Here is an 18,966-nt window from a genome sequence, read left to right as displayed (position 1 = left end):
CTTCACTCTCCTACTCTACATCGTTTTTCTCACTACGCAACATTCATAATATTTCTACATTTTTTGCGTAATTCCTCCTGCCAGAACCTACTTATTCGATTGCGAACTTTTTCTTGTATAATTGACGGTACGCTTATCGTAAAGGAGATGGCTGACCTTGATGATCTGGTTTATTTTACTTGGCGCTATCGCCTTGTTGCTTTTTCGAGCCTATCGCAATACATTTGATGTTCAAATAAAAGAAGTAGCAATACCCTTGCAAAAATCACGGCATCTTCAACAACCGCATGATTTTGAACCGATTTCGATCTTGCATCTGTCTGATTTGCACATGGAAAACTTATCTGTATTACCCCAGCGCATTGTCGATGACTTCTCGCAGCGTCAGGTAGACCTGATTGCGATTACCGGCGACTTGCTCGACCGCGACAAAAACATTCCGAAGGCAGTTGCTTTTGTGCAATGTCTCCAGCAATTACAGCCGACACTCGGAACTTATGTAGTTTTTGGCAATCACGACTACGTGCTTACCCCTTTCAAGCTTGCACAGTTAAAATCTGAGTTGGAACGAATTGGCTGTCATGTTCTTGTCAACGAAAATGAAACGATCTATCACAAAGGGCAACCCCTGCACCTTATCGGTGTGGATGATTTCAGTACGCGCCATAGCAACCTGGCCAAGTCTTTCTTCGGTGTTCCCGAGACAGGAGCAAGGCTCGTCTTGACTCATGATCCTAATATAGTTTTGCACATGAAGGAGTATGCTTACGATTATTTGTTGTCAGGGCATTTTCACGGAGGTCAGATCCATTGGCCTCGTCCCTTTCATCTCGTAAAGATGGGGAAATTGCCGAAGCTAAATATCGTGAAAGGTCTTCATGAGATGGATGGTCGACCCTTTTACATCAGTGAGGGCCTGGGGCAAACAGGGGTAAACATCCGCCTGCGTTCCCGTCCCGAGATAACCTTGCATGTATTGGGCAGTGATGCTCCATTCAGCGTGATAGCCGCTCCAGCTCCGGCCCTACAAGAAACTGCTGCCACGCTTGCCCTCGACTAAGGTATAATAGCCTTACTTTCGTGTCGAGATGGGGGTCACCTTGTGGAAAAATGGAAGAGAGATGTCGAGCACATCCGACAAACGACGAATTTACCTATCGAATATGTACAAGTCTCACAAACGGAAGCTGCACAAGCCCAGCAGGATTGGGTACAAAAAGGTTGGGAACCAGTTGCCCTCCATTCGAGTAACGGTGTAATGACATTGATTCTTATCGAAACGGCATCTTGGCATGCTTCAGCCCGGGCGTTGCTGGATCTGATTTTTCCTCATATGGATGACCCAACAACGCTTCCCCTCCCAAAACAGATATCCAATTGGCTTTCGGGCATTGTCTCCGGTTCCCCTGTTGCAATTCCTGCTCAGCTGGAAGCAAAATGGCCGTGGAAAGAAGCTCGCGTCTCCTTTTTATTAGAGCGATGCAGACCGGATCAAAAGGGAGAATGGGATTCCTTGCAGCCCTTGCTGAATGATTTTTTTGAAGGAGCACCTGATTTCATTCCGCTAACGCAAACACATGCCCTTCTCATCATCCCTGTCTCCATGCTCGATCACCAAAAAACGGCTTCAGAGCTTTTGGAGTGGGCATCTGGGCTGCATGATCTGATTTCGATGGAATGGATGGAACCCGTTCGCCTTGTTGTTGGATCGCCAATCGCGAGTCCACTAGCATTGGGCGACACTCTTTTACAGCAATTATCACTGGCCCGTGCCCTTCAAACCTATCGACCACAAATGATGGTTGCTGGAGATTGGTCTTATCCATTGGAACGATGGGCGGCTTCTCTCCCCAAAGAAATAGCAGCCGCAATCGCCAACGAGCTAACCGCTGTCATAACCGTTCCGCACATGACAGATGAACAATTGGAAACATTAGATACCTTGTTCGCCAGACAGTTGAATGTAAGCGATACAGCACGACAGCTCTTCCTTCACCGGAATACACTGTTGTATCGATTGGACAAGCTGACGGAACAAACCGGATTAGACCCGCGATTGTTTCCTGATGCCGTCATGCTCCAGCTCTACCTTCTCTTTCGTCAAAATTAACAAAACATTTTGTATATAATGTCCGTATCCAACTTGCAAATGAATTGGTACCCTACCATTACAGTCATCCAAGAATTCTCTCTCTTCACAAACCCGAGGAGGTGCCTTTTTCATGGCAAAGGTAAGTCTTTCCCACATTTATAAACGATATGGAAACAACGTTACGGCAGTAGACGATTTTCACTTGGAAATTCAAGATCGCGAATTCCTCGTTCTAGTCGGACCATCTGGTTGTGGAAAATCTACCACGCTGCGCATGATTGCGGGTCTGGAAGAGATTTCGGAAGGTGATTTATACATAGGCGATCGCCGTGTCAACGATGTGGCTCCCAAAGATCGCGACATCGCCATGGTTTTTCAAAGCTATGCACTCTATCCGCATATGAATGTATATGAAAATATGGCTTTCGGTCTGAAATTGCGCAAATTCTCCAAATCCGATATTGATAAGCGCATTCAAGATGCAGCTCGAATTCTCGATATTTCGCATTTGCTAGACCGCAAGCCAAAAGCGCTGTCCGGGGGACAAAGACAGCGTGTCGCACTGGGCCGTGCTATCGTGCGTGAACCGCAAGTATTTTTGATGGATGAACCGTTGTCCAACCTCGATGCGAAGCTACGTGTACAAATGCGCACGGAAATTTTGAAACTGCATCAACGCTTGAATACCACAATCATTTATGTGACGCACGATCAAACGGAAGCCATGACTATGGGAGACCGGATCGTCGTCATGAAGGACGGCCTCATCCAACAGGTGGCAACCCCGACTGAAATCTACAATCATCCAGTCAATCTGTTTGTAGCAAGCTTCATCGGCTCCCCTGCGATGAACTTTGTGAAAGGGAATCTTTCTGAGAAAGACGGAGCACTCTATTTTGATGCCCAAAATATTCATGTACGCTTCCCGGAAGATAAAGCCAAGACTTTACGGGAAAAAGGTTATGTAAATAAGCAGGTTATTTTTGGGATTCGCCCCGAGGACATTTACAGCGACGCTTCTTTTATGGAAGCAAATCCATTTGAGAGCTCACTGGAAGCAGAAGTGGAAGTCGTAGAAAACATGGGTTCCGAATTGTATGTCTATTTCCACAATATCGGAGATACCCAGATGGTAGCGCGTGTGGATTCTCGTGAAGCGCTCAAACCAAAGATGAAGGTAAAACTAGCGATGGATCTTGCCAAATGTCATGTATTTGACAGCGAGACAGAAGTAGCTGTATTCTAATAGCGAAATGAAAAGGAGTGTCTCAAACGGCATTCCTTTTCCTATTTTTTTGTGCAAAACTTTTTATAGAGAGAACACCTAGAGAGAGAGCGTGGAGAGGAGCGGATAAGAAGTGGCTTATCAAATCGTCTTTTTTGACATTGACGGAACCTTACTGAACACCGATCACATCATTCCACAAACAACGGTGGACGCCATACAGACATTAAAACAAAACGGTGTCCATGTCGCGATCGCAACAGGACGAGCTCCTTATCATTTGATGCCAATCGCTGAGCAACTAGGCATTGAGACATTCGTGGGCTTTAACGGGTCGTATGTGAAGAGTGAAGGAAAGATCATTCATCACACGCCAATTGCTACAGAAACATTGGCACAGCTAGAACAAATGGCTGAGGGTTATTCCCATCCGATGGTATTTTTGAGCGCAGATCACTTCTATGCCAATGCGATGGACCACCCACATATCATCGAGTCTTTTGATTGGTTGGGACTGGAATACCCAGCGTATCGCCATCGCTACTGGGAGGAAACGCCGATTTATCAAGCATTTCTATACTGTGGTCCTGATGAAGCAAGGTACACAGGAGAATTCCGTGACGTTACTTACATTCGTTGGCATGAACACTGCATGGATATTTTGCCCCCAAACGGCTCCAAGGCAAAAGGAATTGAAGCCGTCTTGAAACATTTTGGACTCACTCCTGCGGATGCTGTTGCCTTTGGAGATGGATTGAACGACAAAGAGATGCTCTCCTATGTTGGTATGGGGGTAGCGATGGGGAATGCTCATGAAGAATTGAAGCCGTTCGCCAATATGATTACGCTCCACGTAAACGACAATGGCATTCAACATGGTTTAGCAAAGCTTGGATTAATCTAGTCACGCCAATTGTAAGCTATTTCCTTCATAATCACTCCCTTCATGTGCACGATATAGATAACAGCACTGGAGGGAGTGAGTTTTTTTGCGCGTCTGGCCTTTTGTTGCCGCTATTGCCTTGGTCGGTCTCGTAGTTGTCCCGTATCGGATGAATCAGAATGCAGAGCAGGAAATGCGCGAACCTCATCCCCGCGTGACATCCGTTCAAGCGAGAATTCCCCGCATTAACTACATTGAACAAGTGAAAGACATTCGTCGTGACCTGGAGACAAAAAGCCATATCCAAACGCTTCATCATAACCAGCGTGATCGCAGTCATTATGTAGAAAATGAAGTTGTCGTGCGCTTTTCCCCTCGACCCAAGCAAGAAAAAATTGATGAGCTCGTTTCTTCGTTGGATGCCAAGATCAAGCGCGACTTTGACAAATTTCTCATTATCAAATCAAAGAGCATGACTACCAAGCAGCTCATGAAAAAACTGGCTGAACATCCTGACTCCGTATTTGCCGAGCCAAATTACCTTTTACTCCCGAACGTGAAACCAAACGATACGTACTACAAGGAATACCAGTGGAATCTTCCTCTGATCGGCATGGAGCAAAGCTGGGACGTCAGTGAAGGTAGCAGTGATGTCATCGTTGCAGTCGTCGATACAGGTGTGGATATGAAGCATCCGGAATTTGCCGGTAAGCTGGTCAAAGGCTATAACGTTTTGGATGGCAGTAACAAACCCGAGGATGATAATGGTCATGGAACCCATGTATCAGGTGTCATAGCGGCGAAAACGAATAACAGAGATGGCATTGCCGGGATGTCCTGGAATAGCAAGATTATGCCGGTCAAAGCCATTGGCGCAGACGGCTCGGGATCAGCTGTAGACATCGCACAAGGTATTTATTGGGCGACTGATAACGGAGCGGATGTCATCAACTTGAGCGTAGGCAACTATACCTCCTCAGCCGCTCTACGGGAAGCTTGTCGCTACGCCTTTGAAAGGAATGTCGTGTTGGTCGCGGCTTCCGGAAACGACGCAAGTGATCAACCTAGCTTTCCTGCAGCCTATGATGAAGTCCTGGCCGTTGCCGCTGTCGATCACCGCAAGGAACGCGCCGATTTTTCCAACTTTGGCGATTATGTAGATGTATCTGCTCCCGGGGTCGATATTCCGAGCACGTACATTTATAGCGACTATGCCTCGCTATCCGGTACTTCGATGGCATGTCCTCACGTCGCTGCACTCGCTTCGCTCATCCGTTCCATTCATCCCGACATGAACACCCGAGACGTGATGAATCTCATTAGACATTCCGCAACTGACCTCGGAGCTCCAGGTCACGACCAGTTGTACGGGTACGGTATCATTAACGTGAACCAAGCCCTTCGCCAAGCCCAACCGGTCGAGCAAGTCAAAACGGAACAGCCTCCAAAAACAATTGGCGGCTTACTTACCAAGTTTTTCCAACGTCTGCGTTTTGGGGCACAATAAATGCAGTAATAAATTTCGGTGAACAAAAAGGCGTACGTCCCCGTTTAAGGTTTGTACGCCTTTTTATATACATTTCGGAGCGATTCGAATAGAAAAAGGTGGCATCTAACCACCTTTTTCGTTACTCATGCCTTGGCATACCATATGCTTTGTACGCCTTGCGCAAAATCTCAAAGCTCAGCTTTTTTCGTTCATGGTACGTTGGCAAATCCCATTTGTCCCATTGGTACAAGAGTGGTTTGGAAGCTTCCCGAGAGAATGGCTTTTGATTGGAATGTGCAAATACTTCCACACCAACCCCTTTACTTTCGGTTGGAACGATTCCATTCGCCTCATACGGGTATTTCCAAACCTGTTTGCTACTCGGGTCAGTATACCCCAGAAACATCCAAGGAATACGTATTTCCAAAACATTGCCTTTTGCATACCAATCCGCCAATGAGTTGTACGTCGGATCTTCTGGATCGGAAATCCCTGGTTTCATGATGCCCACTTCCAACTCTTCGAAAGGCATTTTTTTCTTGGTTTCCGGTAAATACAATGCTTTGTTTAGTGTCAGCTTCCATGGCAAGAATATGCCCCTATCTGCTTGATCATAACGTTCATCCCAAGGCAGCATTCCCTTGATATACCCATATAGCCAACTATGCTGATCATAGGCGCTATTGACAAAAATGCGAGAATTGCTTTCCCCTTGCATTCGCAATAAAAATTCGATCTCTTGGGAAAATGTAATTCCTGGTGCTTGATCAGCTGTTCGACTCCCACCACTCAGCGTATCAAAGCCAATATCCAGCCTGTCCTTTGAGAAATCCCAAACCCCTTCGCTCTTCTTTAGCATGAGATACAGGTACGCTTCATCGTGTGAAACAGAGAGATCAAATCCGGGATAAGCACGTTTGACACGCTGAAGTCTTTTTTCCCAATCTGCTGTTTTCCCATCAAGGATGATCTGGTCAGATACGTAATTACCAGGTTCGACCGCGATGACGCCAAATTTCTCCTCGTTTGTTAACGGATTGTTCCACATTGCCCTCCGTTCCCAAGGCAGCTCCAGGTCAATCGTATTCCAAGTAAATTTGAACCATTCATCCTGCCATGCGAATAAAAGTGCACCATCGTAACCCTCTTCAAAAATACTGCGCAGCATATCGGCGTTCATCTCGCCTTGCTCTTGTTCCGTATGCATTCCCTGATTCCGTCCAGCAGGCCCATAATGAGTCATTCCTCGCGAGCTAGGTACGCCATATTCGGCAACTAACAATGGGATTCCTTTGTGGTGGGCACGCAAATCACGCAGGTAGCCGGCATACGGATTTATCTTGCCGCTTGAATCCCGGTACGTTTGATACTTTCCCTCATATCGCAAAAAGTCCGGGTAATACGGATAGACATGATATGCGGCAAAGTAACCAGCTGTCCATTCCGCCGAGGCTTTCAGATTCATCGGGTCAATCGAGACCATATCCTCTTGCGGCAGCGGCTCGTTGGGATGCGACAGCGGATCGGTCGTCAGCCAATTTGTAAACGATACCGGATGCTGCCATCCATATTTCATCTCTTCCTCAGCCAAATAATCAAGCATGGAGGCAAGCCAGCTTTCAAAAGGAGACGCTTTTTCCGTTGTTATGATATATTTTCCCTGATAAGGAGGCATGTCCAGATTTGTTGCATTCGTCACCTGTACCGTATACGGATGCCACTCGGTACCGAGTATCCACCCTACCAAGTATTCCGACACATCTGTTCGATATTCACCGCTGGCACGACCGTACCGCTCCGGGAGAGTCACGTCTCCATGGACTGCTTGTACAGCGTCTTTAATCTCCTGGCGAAAATCTCTGGTTATCTCGGGAGTAAATGCATCCCGTCCTTTCCGATCTTCACCCGCGAGCGCTTCATCCGGCGACCAGATTCCTTGCAGTAGGAGCAACGGCTCTTCCTGCTTTTGGTTGAATTCATGTAATGACTCATAAAAAATCGGAGGTAGAATTGTATAAATGCGGACGACTTTGTTATTCATTTCTTTCATCTGTGAAAACCAGCGCAAGTAATCTTCGCGGGTCGGGGAGAGCTCTCCAGGATAGTGCCCTGGTGTCGTTGCACCCAGGTTGATTCCCGCCCAAAACACGGGTTCCCAGCCTTGCCCGTTATAGAGGGCAATATCCCCGCCGTCTACTTTGGCAACCAGCTTCTTGCCTTCACCTTCGAATACAGGCATCGGTTTTGCCGCTTTGCTTGCTTCCATTTGGGCTTCGCTTTTTTTGACCAGTTCCTTCCACTTCTCGTAATCATGGATGGCGTATCCGGCGTAGCCTCCAAATTCTTCGAGATTATCTTCGAGAACGGCCAGCTGCTCCTCCAATCCGCCATGCCCTTCCTCATAAAAGGTTGTGTTTTCTCCTTCTGCGCTTTGCAGCAGGTTAAGGCCTACGACCACTTTGTTTTTGTGACCGTTCGCTTCGTTCATGATCGGGTTCACAATTTCCAATACCCCGTTCGGTCCCTCTATCCTGTCGCGGTAGGCCATTAACGTTACATGATCTAGCGTGCTGACCAGCCACTTGCTGACCGTTTCCGATTGGTCTGCCAGCGACAGCTCGTACATCCAAAACGGAATATCGACACTTAGCTCCAACGCTGGGTCCTTTTTGATTTCCGCGGACAAGTATTCGATATTGGCTACCCATTCGTTTTTGATTACTTCTTTATTCTCATTCCATTCGGGTAGTACGTGAGGTTCTATATCGAGATGGAGGCCGCTGAATCTTTCACCTTCTCCTGCTGATTTATTATAGGTCTGAACCCAGTTTAAGAAGGTGGTAATACTTTTTCGATTAGAAACGAGAGACCAGACCGGATCTCCCGCAAGAGCATCCACGCGAATGCCGGATGCATTTGCTTCCTTAATAAAGGAACGATAATCTTGATGGGCAACATTTTCTTGGTCAATATGCAAATAAATGAGATTGACGTCATGTTGCTTGGCAAATGCGATGATTTCTTCTCTTTCTGTAACAATGAGCTGCGTATTCCAAATCCAGGTCGCGATCATCGGCGGAGTCTTATACAAATAAGCGATGATTGCGATGACTGGTATGATGATGATCAAAAAACCAAGCAGTAGCTTTTTTTTGCTTGATCGATTTTGTTCTGGTTCTATGCTAGCTGTAAAAATAAGACATCCTCCTACTGACTGCGATTATGGGCGGGTTGTCATCAACCGTTTGGCATACTGCTCTTTAATGCTCTGACGTTCTCTGGCGATGGCCAAAGCGTCGTTCGGAACATCATCTGTGATCGTAGAGCCTGCGGCTACATAAGCGCCCTCTCCGATGGTAACTGGAGCGATCAAGTTGGCATTGCAACCAATAAAGGCGTGATCACCAACGATCGTTTTATGCTTGTGGACGCCATCGTAGTTGACAGTGATTGTACCGCACCCTACGTTTACATATTCACCAATATCAGAATCACCAATATACGAGAGATGAGCAACCTTTGCACCTTTCCCGAGACGTGAATTTTTCAGTTCGACAAAATCTCCGACTTTCGCCCCCTCACCTACATCTGAACCTGGACGAATATAGGCATAAGGACCAACCACAGCTCCATCTCGAATCGTGCTATTACATACATTTGAGTAGCGAATTTCTACGTTATCCCCTACGATACAATCACTTACGTCTGCATTTGGTCCGATGACGCAAGCCGGTCCTATCGTTGTTTTCCCGCGAAGGTACGTTCCCGGATGAATAACCGTATCAGGTCCGATACACACATCGGCATCAATATAGGTGGAGGTTGGATCAATGATCGTGACCCCGTTTTGCATATGCTGCTCATTGATTCGCATACGGAGCAATCTCTCGGCGCAAGCCAGCTGGATTCTGTCATTCACGCCGCCCCCCTCTTCCGCATCATCGGTCATAAAAGCCCCAATGCGCTCGTTTTGCTCGTTTAAAATACTCAAAACATCAGGCAAGTAATACTCTTTCTGGGCATTATCATTTTTCACTCGAGATATGGCTTGAAACAGCTTTTGGTTGTCGAAACAATACATTCCTGTATTGATCTCGCATACGAGCCGTTCTTCGGCTGTTGCATCCTTGTGCTCCACGACCCGTTCTACAAAGCCGTTTGCGTTGCGGATCAATCGCCCGTACCCTGTAGGATCGTCTACGCGTGCTGTTAATACAGTTGCTGCTGCATGTTGAGTTTCATGTTGCTCGAGCAGTTGCGCCAGTGTTTTCTCCCTCACCAATGGTGTATCCCCGCTCAACACGATCGTTGTTCCCTGTTTGTCATGCAGGAGGTCAGCCGCCATCATCACTGCATGGGCAGTCCCCAATTGCTCGGACTGGTAAGCATAGCGGACAGAAGCACCGAATTGCTTTTTCACTTGCTCGGACCCATGCCCTACAATCAAAATAATCTCATGGATGCCAAGACCATGTAATCTGTCGACAATATGCTGGATCATTGGTTTGCCACAAACCTCATGGAGCACTTTGCATCGCGCAGACCTCATTCGTGTCCCTTTTCCCGCTGCCAATACAATTGCATAACGACTAGTCATGTGATCCTCCTATCAGATCGACTTATTTGGCTTCTTTGAAGTACGGCCTTACTCTGTTGACAATATCCTCAACAATATCTCTCGTTCCCATTGTCGTTGTCTGTTGACCTTTCTCGTAAACCTGAAGCATGATTTCTATCAACGTTTTTTGATCAAGAGTTTGGTCAGTGGAATCCATCATGGACACTTCAGCCCCTTACGGAAATAAATGTTAATCCGACAAGTCAAAATGGGGAAAGAATCCCGTTCACTCCAATAAGCTGGCTGTTCCGGGATTCTTCCAAATCATATTTTTTATTCAACGGTTACACTTTTGGCAAGATTCCGTGGCTTGTCTACATCATTACCCAATGCCAGAGAAGTATAATACGAGATCAACTGCAGCGGAATAACGGACAGGATGGGGGTAAATACAGGCAAAGTCGCAGGCACAAAGCACACTTCGTCAACATTTCGGTGCAATTCGACATTCCCTTCCAATGTGATCGCTAACACATTCCCACCTCGGGCCTTCACTTCTGTAATATTGCTAACCATTTTTTCTTGCAGCTCTTTTTGTGTCACCAAGGCAATGACAGGCGTACCCTCTTCGATCAAAGCCAGCGTTCCATGCTTTAATTCCCCTGCAGCGTATGCCTCTGAGTGAAGGTAAGAAATTTCCTTCAGCTTCAAGGACCCTTCCAACGCCACAGCATAATCAATGCCTCGACCGATAAAGAACAGGCTGGCATGATTTTGGATAGACTCGGCATAGACGCGAATATCATCCGCATGTTGGAGTGCCTTTTCAGCCTGCTCAGGCAGCTGTCGCAGATTGGCAATCATGAATTCCCGCTCTGTTTCGGTAAGCGTCTCCTTCACCTGAGCTAGATACAATCCGAGCAGGTAAAAAACGATTACCTGAGAGGAGTACGCCTTCGTTGAAGCGACAGCAATTTCCGGCCCGGCAAAGGTAGCAAGTACGTAATCGGCTTCACGGGCAATGGAGCTGCCCTGTACATTCGTGATGGCCAAGACCTTGGCTCCCAGGCGTCGACTCTCCCGCAACGCTGCCAGCGTATCAGCTGTTTCACCAGACTGGCTCACGACAATGACCAACGTTTTTTCAGATATAATAGGGCGGCGATATCTGAATTCTGAAGCGACATCGATCTCTACCGGTATCCTCGCCAGTTCTTCGATCACATTCTTGCCGATCAACCCTGCATGATAAGCGGTTCCGCACGCTACGATGAATATTTTCTCAAACCGATTGATTTGTTCTGGATGTAGTTGAAAATCCTTTAAAACAATTTGCTTTCCGTCCTCGTCAATCCGGTTGAGCAGCGTGTTCCGAAATGCATTTGGCTGCTCGTAAATTTCTTTTAGCATGAAGTGCTCAAAACCGTCCTTCTCCGTCTGTTCCACATTCCAATCTACGCGGAATAACTCTCGTTGAAGCGGTTCGCTCGTTTCCACTTTCATGAGAGAAACACTGTCTTTCTTGAGAACCGCCATTTCCCCATCTTCTAAGATGACAATGTCGCGTGTGTGCTCAAGTACAGCAGAGATGTCGGAGCCAATGAAGTTTTCTCCTTTGCCTACCCCGATAATTAATGGACTTGCCAATCGGACTGCCACCATTTTATCTGGTTCGTACTCGCAAATAACCCCGAGAGCATATGCTCCGCGCATACGCAGTACTGCATTTCGAACCGCGGTAACGAGATCGCCTTCGTATAGTACAGCAATGAGATGAGCAATGACTTCTGTATCGGTCTCGGATGTAAACGTGACACCATGGTCCAAAAGCTCCTGCTTGATTTCCAGATAGTTTTCGATAATACCGTTATGGACAACAGAAAACTTTCCCGATTCATCCGTATGCGGATGTGAGTTCTCATCGGATGGACGTCCGTGAGTGGCCCAACGCGTATGTCCGATTCCCAAACAACCTCGCATAGGAGATTGGACGAGCCGTTCTTCCAAAACGGCCAGCCTTCCTTTCGACTTGCAAATCTCCATTTTTTCACCGTTAAATATTGCGACACCAGCCGAGTCATAGCCGCGATACTCCAACTTCTGCAAACCATTTGTCAGGATTTTTTGCGCTTGCCCCTCACCAATATATCCCACGATACCGCACATACGATTGCCTCCCTATTCCGTAATGAGCATCCAGTTTCCGAGTTAAGCCAGGAGTACGACTCGTTCTTCTTCACCGTGCATCCTTGCCGGATTCCCCAGCTTGTAAATGTGTTGACCCGTTATACTGTCAAAAGCATTCCGTGTATCAATGATAGCTACACCCAGGTCAGCAAACTTCTGGTAGTCAAAGCTCTTATGATTCGTAACGAGTACCATGCAATCGTAATTTTTCATTTGTTCCAAGTCATGCGGAATGGAACGAACTGTGTTCCCGCGTTTGTCTACAAAGCTTTGTGCATAAGGATCGTAGTAATCCACACGTGCCCCGTTTTCCAGGAACAGCTCATATATATGCAAGCCTGGGGATTCACGTAGGTCATCAATGTCAGGCTTGTAGGCCATCCCCAAAATGAGAATCCGCGAGTTTTTGATTGATTTGGCATAAAGATTCAGTACCTGTGCAGTTTTATTGATCACATAGTCTGGCATATTGTCGTTAATCGATTGTGCCAGTTCGATGAATTTACTATGAAAGCGGAAGCCCTTTGCCTTCCAAGAAAGGTACATCGGATCAAGCGGAATGCAATGCCCACCGATTCCAGGACCTGGATAAAATGGCATGTAGCCAAACGGTTTCGTTGACGCAGCTTTGATAACCTCCCACACATCGATGCCCATTTTGTCGCACATCATAGCCATTTCATTGATAAAGGCAATGTTTACACTCCGGAATGTATTTTCCAGCAATTTAGACATTTCAGCGACCTTCGGAGAAGAAACCGTTACTACATTCGTAACCAAATTGCTATACAACAAGGCCCCCAACTCCAAGCACTTCGGCGTGGTTCCCCCGATTACTTTTGGCGTATTGTGTGTGTTGAAGGAATAGTTACCTGGGTCTACTCGCTCAGGAGAGAAGCAAAGAAAGAAATCCTTTCCGACGGTCAGACCCAGCTTTTCGAACTCCCATTGAATCAATTCTTCTGTCGTCCCCGGGTAAGTTGTGCTCTCAAGCGTAATCAGAAGGTTTTTCTTTTTATATTTAATAATTTCACGGACAACTCCCTTAATGAAGGACGTATCCGGGTCTTGATTTTCACTGAGCGGCGTTGGCACACATATGCTGACGGCATCCAGCTCCTTGAGCACCCGATAATCAGTAGTCGGGAAGAATCGCTGAGCAGATAGGCTTGATTGGATCACATCGCAAGGAACGTCCTGAATATACGACCTCCCTGCAAGCAAGGTTTCTACCTTCCGTTGGTCCAAATCGATGCCGTAAACAGAGAAACCGCTTTTTGCCATTTCCATAGCGAGGGGAAGACCAACGTACCCAAGACCAATTACCCCGACTTTTACGGTTTTTGATTCCATTTTTTGCTTCAATTTTGTGAAGTAGCTCATTTTTTTCTTCCTCCCTTTTATCTATGTTTAAGACAATAGACTTCTCACTCGTGCTTCCAGGTCCACTGGTGAAAATGGCTTCGCTATATAATCTGAGACTCCCAGCTCGAATGATCTTTTCTTGTCGTCTTCCAACCGTTTGTGGGTTAACACCACGATTTTGGTGCCATGCGCAACTGCATTGATCTTGCTGATGAGCTGGTAACCGTCTTCAATGGCCAAATTGACATCGGTGATAACAGCGTCCGGTAAAAATCGTTTGTATTTTTCCCACGCTTCTCTCCCGTTGTCCGCCAAATAAACGCAGTAACCTTTTCTTTGTAAATAGATGCGTAAAAACTCATTCACAGTTTCATCTTGCGAAACAAGCAAAAGACTTCTCTTTTCTTCCGATGATCTTTTACCGCTGTATATGTGAATCTCACCAACGCTTCCCTTTCCAGCAGTAATCTCCTGTACCATACCACTGAGAACTTGTGCTGCTGATTCCCCCTGTTCAGGGAAGCTGGCGATGAATACTGGCCCTGCCAACAGTTGTTGGGTCTGTAGCTGTTCCTTGATGAAGAGAGAATAGAAATGAGTATTGCCTAGCATTTGATCGCCAAGGAGAATTCCCAGAATGCTGCTTTGTTTGTCGTAAAAACAATGGATATCCGTAAACCCCTCTGCTTTTGCCAAAGACATTTTCAAATCTTGGAGCTTTTCCTCACTGCTTCCATTCGTGACAGCCAGAATAATCCCGCATGGCAACTGACTCGACTCATAGAAGGTAAGCACATGTTCAAAGGCTTGAAATAAAGGAAACGAATACGCTTTTGCAATCTGACTCATGGTATCTCCCTCCTGTGCTTTATTTCTCTATGTTTTCCAGCTTGTTCTCGTCATGGTTCCCCATGTGTTATTGTTGCGCATAAACTCGATATGCCCCAGAAATCTCCAAATGACTCCCAACTGCTGATATCCAAGAAACATGAAGAAGAGGAATGCCAACATCTTGAGGTTGTCGCGAAATCTTGTGTAACGCTTGAAGGCCAGCTCTTCCATAAAAAGAGAACCGATCCCGAGCAGCACGCCAAACAAGAGATTCAGCATCGCATAGATAGCCAGTATTCTCCATTGAGTCATGTCCATCAATGTATATCCCAGCAGAGCCAAAAAACCGGTAAACCTGAAATAAGGATTGAGCGTTTCGAAAATGATGTTATAGGGAAATGTAATCAGCCCTACAACTTTGTACTTGGGACGACCTACTATATAAATACCGTACTCCAGCATGTTTTTAAGGTTGCCACGTCCCCATCTTCTTCGCTGGCTGCCAAGTATTTTCAAGGTATCAGGAGCCTGGGTCCAGCAAACGGCATCAGGGCAAAAAGCCACTCGATATGGAAGTTTATTTTCAAGCATATATTTATGAAGCTTGATGATAATGTTCATGTCCTCGCCGGGATATCCCCCTCGATAACCGCCGGCTTTGACCACGAAATCTTTTCGAAATACCCCAAAGGCACCTGACACAATAATCAGTCCATTGATTGAGCTCCAACCGATCCTTCCCCCTAGGAATGCCTTTAGGTATTCGACACACTGAAACATAGGCAAGATTTTGGTAGGAAGATTAACTTTCTTTATCATTCCATCCTCGATTTCACAGCCGTTAGCGATTCGGACTATGCCGCCGATTGCGACCGTTTCTTCAGGGTTTTCCATGTACACCTTGGCGATGCGGATCAACGCGTCCTTTTCCAATAAGGAATCAGCATCGATGGAAGCAATCAATGGATAATGGGAAAGATTAATCCCCGCGTTTAGCGAGTCGGCTTTTCCTCCGTTTTCCTTATCAATGAGATATAAATTCGGATATTGCGGATTGTAATAAACGCCTCGTACGTTGGAGGTTTCCAATACTCTGGAGCCCCCTGCATACTCTGTGCGAGTTAACTGGAACTCCTGTAACAAAACTTGCAACGTTTCGTCTTTGGAACCGTCATTAATAACAACGACTTCATACTTGGGATAATCTAGCGCGAGAAGCGAACGAACGTTTTCAATGATGGTCAATTCCTCATTGTAAGCGGGAACGAGAATCGAAATTTGTGGTACGTACTCTGATCCAGAGAGTGACTGAAAGCGAGAATACATGGAGCTTTTGATGATGGAAAAAATATTTTTGATGGACAGGCTTAGAATCGTTAAATAGAGCGTCTCAATCACGATTACGTAATAAACAGCAAAGATCCCGTATGCTTGCAAAAAGTCCCTCATGTCAAACTCCTTTCAGGTATAGTTACACGGCATAAACATAACGGCTTTTCTTGTCCACCTGCTCATCCTCATTGATTTGCTTTTTGTAACTGGCATACATCTCAATCATTTCAGTATTCTGACAAACTTCCATATCGTTCGTCTTCATCAAGGACTCGAACAATGCCGTTGCCAAAACAGCATCATATTTGAACAGCAACCTCATTGACTGGATGCGGACTTCCTTGTCTTCCGAATCGATCTGCCGATATACTAAATCGGCAATCTCCGCGGTTAAAGGAGCAGACCATCCAATCAAAGCGATTTTATTCAAATCCTTGTCCGTACTTCGCAAACATTCAAGCAATAATGGTGTGCAATCGAGATCTGTCTCTTTCATGATGTCAACGGCAAGGTAATGATTGCTTTTTCGATGTTTTACAAGGAGCATCAGCATGTTCCTTATATCCTCCAGATTTCTCGCACACTTAGCGATAGATCTCGCGATGATAAAATGAGTAGGATCGAGTTTTTTTGTCTGTAGCAATTGTAGAAGTCTTGGTACAGCTTCCTCCGACCGCATTGCTCCTAGAAAGTACGCTGCATCGATCCTTATCCAATGGAAGCGACTATACAGCCTTCGGAGGTTTTGCTTGACGAGTCCTGTATCCTCACATAGTGTAATCATTTTCTCTCGGTGGCTTCCTGTTAGAGATTCGATCCATTCAATGAGTTTTTGTTGCAGAACTCTCATTTCCAAACGATTTAATTGCCAGTAAGGCGGTTTCAATCTCTCAGGCGAGTCCATCTGAGACTGGATATACGTGAAGTAGTCTTGAAACTGTCTCAGGTAAACGCGCGTTCTCCTTTCTATCAACAAGTTCCTTGATTTAATCACCAAGATCCCCATAAAAAATAGTATAATTATTACAATTAGCAGGCAGATTACCGTTACTGCTTCTGACAAATTGGCATGCAGAATGGATCTCTCCTCTCCGATTTTTTTTGTACGTTTTTCTGTGCATCCCTATCCATTTCAAATCGACAGCAGTAAGCGCCGTTCAAATTCGAAACTTTCTTTATAGAGAACACTTTGTTCGCTTTGTTCTTTATAAAGAACGATTTGAAATTAGTATCCTGTACAAGCAAAAGAATGTAAAATATCAATTTTCTCTAAAAATAGACCAAAAACAGCGAAAATCGACTATTTTGTTGAATAACGTCTGAATATCTCGTTTTTGCTCAACCTTAATAACGAACAACGCGTTTCTTATAAAGAACAACCACAATTATAGATACTTAGCCATAATGGGGCTACATTTCATCTAGTAGAAAGGTAATTTTTTAGCAGTGTCAGTAGGTTCAATTCGAATAAATGAGCCAAACGACACAGGACTAGTCCCACAAAAAGTTGTGTTTCAGCTATGTTGACGTTATAATAAACGAAGAGATTTAAAGGGGTGGCTATTACATGATCGGCTCGCGTATACAGCAGCTTAGAATAGACAAAGGCCTTTCTCTTTCTGATTTAGCTGAACGCGCTGGTGTCGCCAAGTCTTATCTGAGTTCAATCGAGCGCGGCATTCAGCGAAATCCTTCTATTCAATTTCTTGAGAAAATCGCACTAGTATTAAATGTGACAGTAGACACATTGCTTCAGGAAAAAGATATTCCTTCAAGCGAGAATGTTGATGAAGAATGGTACAAGCTGATCGAAGAGGCTATGAAATCCGGGGTAAGTAAAGAACAGTTTCGGGAATTTTTGGAGTACAATAAATGGCGGTTAAATCGACATAAATAACATTGTTGCCAGCACTGAAATAGTGGTGGCTTATTATTTTTTGCATGAATTTAAAACAAAAGTCACAAATACTAGATTTACATATGAAACTGAATTAAGTATCATTTCTGATATAAGCTTTTTACCTATCTTTTTCCAACCATTTTTTGGGTATTTTATTTGTTTTTACAAAAGGAGGGTAAAAGGGGAACTAACATGAAAACCACTCCGTCTCCTAAAGATCTCCTGGATAAGGAATGGATCGATCTAATCCTTACAGCACGAAAAATGGGATTAAGCATTGAGGAAATTCGTTTTTTTCTCATGAACTCTCCTCTCTCTTTTGATGAGGAGAAAAGTGAGTACTTCGAAGCATAATGTACACAGCCATTATCCATTACGCTACACTTTTATAAATAATAGGACTTCCATCAGGGTTCATCCCTGATTGGGAAACCAAAGAAAAACACAGGCTTATTAGGCCTGTGCTTTTTCTATTTGCATACTTTTTTTCGCAATGTAGTCTGTCTCATAATATTGAAGATCATTACGCATCTGTTCGAACACTCTGGCCAGGGACAAGGTCAACTCCTGCAACTCAGGGACTACCTGCTTGCGGAAAATGATACAGTCCTGACCTGTATAGGCCAACCGCCCATCTTCTTCGTAGACCTCACCTTTTGGATAGTAGAAGTTATTTATACAGGTATGGTAGACCTGATACAATACTTCCTCGGCAAACTCCTCATGGAATCGTGCGCGTCGGAGTGATACTCCCAGCCTTTCGTATGCATTTTCGCAGTAGACCAAAAGGTGGCGCAAGTCGGAAAGATAGTTACGGTAATACGTTTCAAATTCTTCAGGATCACCTGACGCAGATACTAGAGCAGATAAGGTAACCTGATTCAAAAAACGTTCCACTTCCATGCTGACCTTTTTCAACTTGGTGTACGTCTCCTCGCACAATTGCTTTAGATGAGTCGCTGACATAAAGTCCCCCTAGTGTTGAAGAATCTGCCTTTTTTATAATAAGTATAAAGGAAGGATTATTTATTACACAAGGGTTATTTTTATGCAGCCTGACTGCCAAACAAGATGCATGTAAGTAAAAAAAGGCTACGCCATAGC

General features: G+C 45.3%; 16 protein-coding genes and 1 pseudogene. 7 read left to right on the top strand and 10 right to left on the bottom strand.

The genetic code is table 11. The features are described from left to right. The first annotated feature begins 160 nt into the window (after positions 1-160). The 5 genes from FO446_RS11050 (at position 161) to FO446_RS11030 (ending at position 5,707) form a co-directional block, all read left to right on the top strand. On the top strand, positions 161-1,060 hold the full coding sequence (locus tag FO446_RS11050) for a metallophosphoesterase (protein WP_173609847.1): 900 nt from the start codon (positions 161-163) through the stop codon (positions 1,058-1,060). Positions 1,061-1,102: 42 nt separating this feature from the next. Beyond that, entirely contained in the window at positions 1,103-2,110 is a 1,008-nt protein-coding gene (locus FO446_RS11045; RefSeq protein WP_232773091.1) for a PucR family transcriptional regulator, read from the top strand. Between the two features lie 112 nt (positions 2,111-2,222). Continuing rightward, positions 2,223-3,338, top strand: coding sequence for an ABC transporter ATP-binding protein (locus FO446_RS11040; RefSeq protein ID WP_017247792.1), 1,116 nt, complete (start codon positions 2,223-2,225; stop codon positions 3,336-3,338). 112 nt (positions 3,339-3,450) lie between these two features. Then, positions 3,451-4,221, top strand: coding sequence for a Cof-type HAD-IIB family hydrolase (locus FO446_RS11035; protein ID WP_237900643.1), 771 nt, complete (start codon positions 3,451-3,453; stop codon positions 4,219-4,221). Positions 4,222-4,306: 85 nt separating this feature from the next. After that, positions 4,307-5,707, top strand: coding sequence for a S8 family peptidase (locus tag FO446_RS11030; protein ID WP_173609792.1), 1,401 nt, complete (start codon positions 4,307-4,309; stop codon positions 5,705-5,707). Positions 5,708-5,828: 121 nt separating this feature from the next. On the opposite strand, the gene FO446_RS11025 is transcribed toward FO446_RS11030, so the two are convergent. The 9 genes and pseudogenes from FO446_RS11025 to FO446_RS29085 form a co-directional block, all read right to left on the bottom strand. Beyond that, entirely contained in the window at positions 5,829-8,819 is a 2,991-nt protein-coding gene (locus FO446_RS11025; RefSeq protein WP_232773089.1) for a hypothetical protein, read from the bottom strand. Positions 8,820-8,909: 90 nt separating this feature from the next. Next, positions 8,910-10,286, bottom strand: coding sequence for a bifunctional UDP-N-acetylglucosamine diphosphorylase/glucosamine-1-phosphate N-acetyltransferase GlmU (gene glmU, locus FO446_RS11020; protein WP_237900641.1), 1,377 nt, complete (start codon positions 10,284-10,286; stop codon positions 8,910-8,912). Positions 10,287-10,308: 22 nt separating this feature from the next. Beyond that, complete coding sequence (locus tag FO446_RS11015; protein ID WP_157966782.1) at positions 10,309-10,467, bottom strand: YwzD family small protein; 159 nt, start codon at positions 10,465-10,467, stop codon at positions 10,309-10,311. Positions 10,468-10,580: 113 nt separating this feature from the next. Next, entirely contained in the window at positions 10,581-12,413 is a 1,833-nt protein-coding gene (glmS, locus tag FO446_RS11010) for a glutamine--fructose-6-phosphate transaminase (isomerizing) (protein ID WP_237900639.1), read from the bottom strand. A gap of 42 nt (positions 12,414-12,455) precedes the next feature. Next, positions 12,456-13,817 (bottom strand): nucleotide sugar dehydrogenase, encoded by a 1,362-nt coding sequence (locus FO446_RS11005; protein ID WP_232773086.1) that lies wholly within the window; start codon positions 13,815-13,817, stop codon positions 12,456-12,458. Positions 13,818-13,844: 27 nt separating this feature from the next. Continuing rightward, entirely contained in the window at positions 13,845-14,648 is an 804-nt protein-coding gene (locus FO446_RS11000; RefSeq protein ID WP_237900637.1) for a response regulator transcription factor, read from the bottom strand. A gap of 27 nt (positions 14,649-14,675) precedes the next feature. Then, on the bottom strand, positions 14,676-16,079 hold the full coding sequence (locus tag FO446_RS10995; protein WP_237900635.1) for a glycosyltransferase family 2 protein: 1,404 nt from the start codon (positions 16,077-16,079) through the stop codon (positions 14,676-14,678). Between the two features lie 22 nt (positions 16,080-16,101). Continuing rightward, positions 16,102-16,515: a hypothetical protein gene (locus tag FO446_RS10990; protein ID WP_237900633.1), complete on the bottom strand. Its 414-nt coding sequence runs from the start codon at positions 16,513-16,515 to the stop codon at positions 16,102-16,104. Between the two features lie 93 nt (positions 16,516-16,608). Then, positions 16,609-16,746, bottom strand: a pseudogene (locus tag FO446_RS29085) (HEAT repeat domain-containing protein); the annotation flags it as partial. Between the two features lie 783 nt (positions 16,747-17,529). Between FO446_RS29085 and FO446_RS10985 the strand changes: the two are divergent. Both FO446_RS10985 and FO446_RS10980 read left to right on the top strand, forming a co-directional pair. Further along, the gene (locus FO446_RS10985) at positions 17,530-17,859 is read left to right on the top strand and encodes a helix-turn-helix domain-containing protein (RefSeq protein WP_048032327.1); all 330 of its coding nucleotides are present in this window, start codon (positions 17,530-17,532) and stop codon (positions 17,857-17,859) included. A 195-nt stretch (positions 17,860-18,054) separates the two neighbouring features. Next, the gene (locus FO446_RS10980) at positions 18,055-18,216 is read left to right on the top strand and encodes an anti-repressor SinI family protein (protein WP_173609800.1); all 162 of its coding nucleotides are present in this window, start codon (positions 18,055-18,057) and stop codon (positions 18,214-18,216) included. A gap of 99 nt (positions 18,217-18,315) precedes the next feature. On the opposite strand, the gene FO446_RS10975 is transcribed toward FO446_RS10980, so the two are convergent. Then, positions 18,316-18,828: a DUF3907 family protein gene (locus tag FO446_RS10975; RefSeq protein ID WP_221867239.1), complete on the bottom strand. Its 513-nt coding sequence runs from the start codon at positions 18,826-18,828 to the stop codon at positions 18,316-18,318. Between the last annotated feature and the right edge of the window lie 138 nt (positions 18,829-18,966).

The sequence above is a fragment of the Brevibacillus brevis genome (genome assembly GCF_022026395.1).
Classification (GTDB): domain Bacteria; phylum Bacillota; class Bacilli; order Brevibacillales; family Brevibacillaceae; genus Brevibacillus.
The sequence above is the reverse complement of the archived record's forward strand: the minus strand, read 5'-3'. Positions and strand labels throughout refer to the sequence as shown.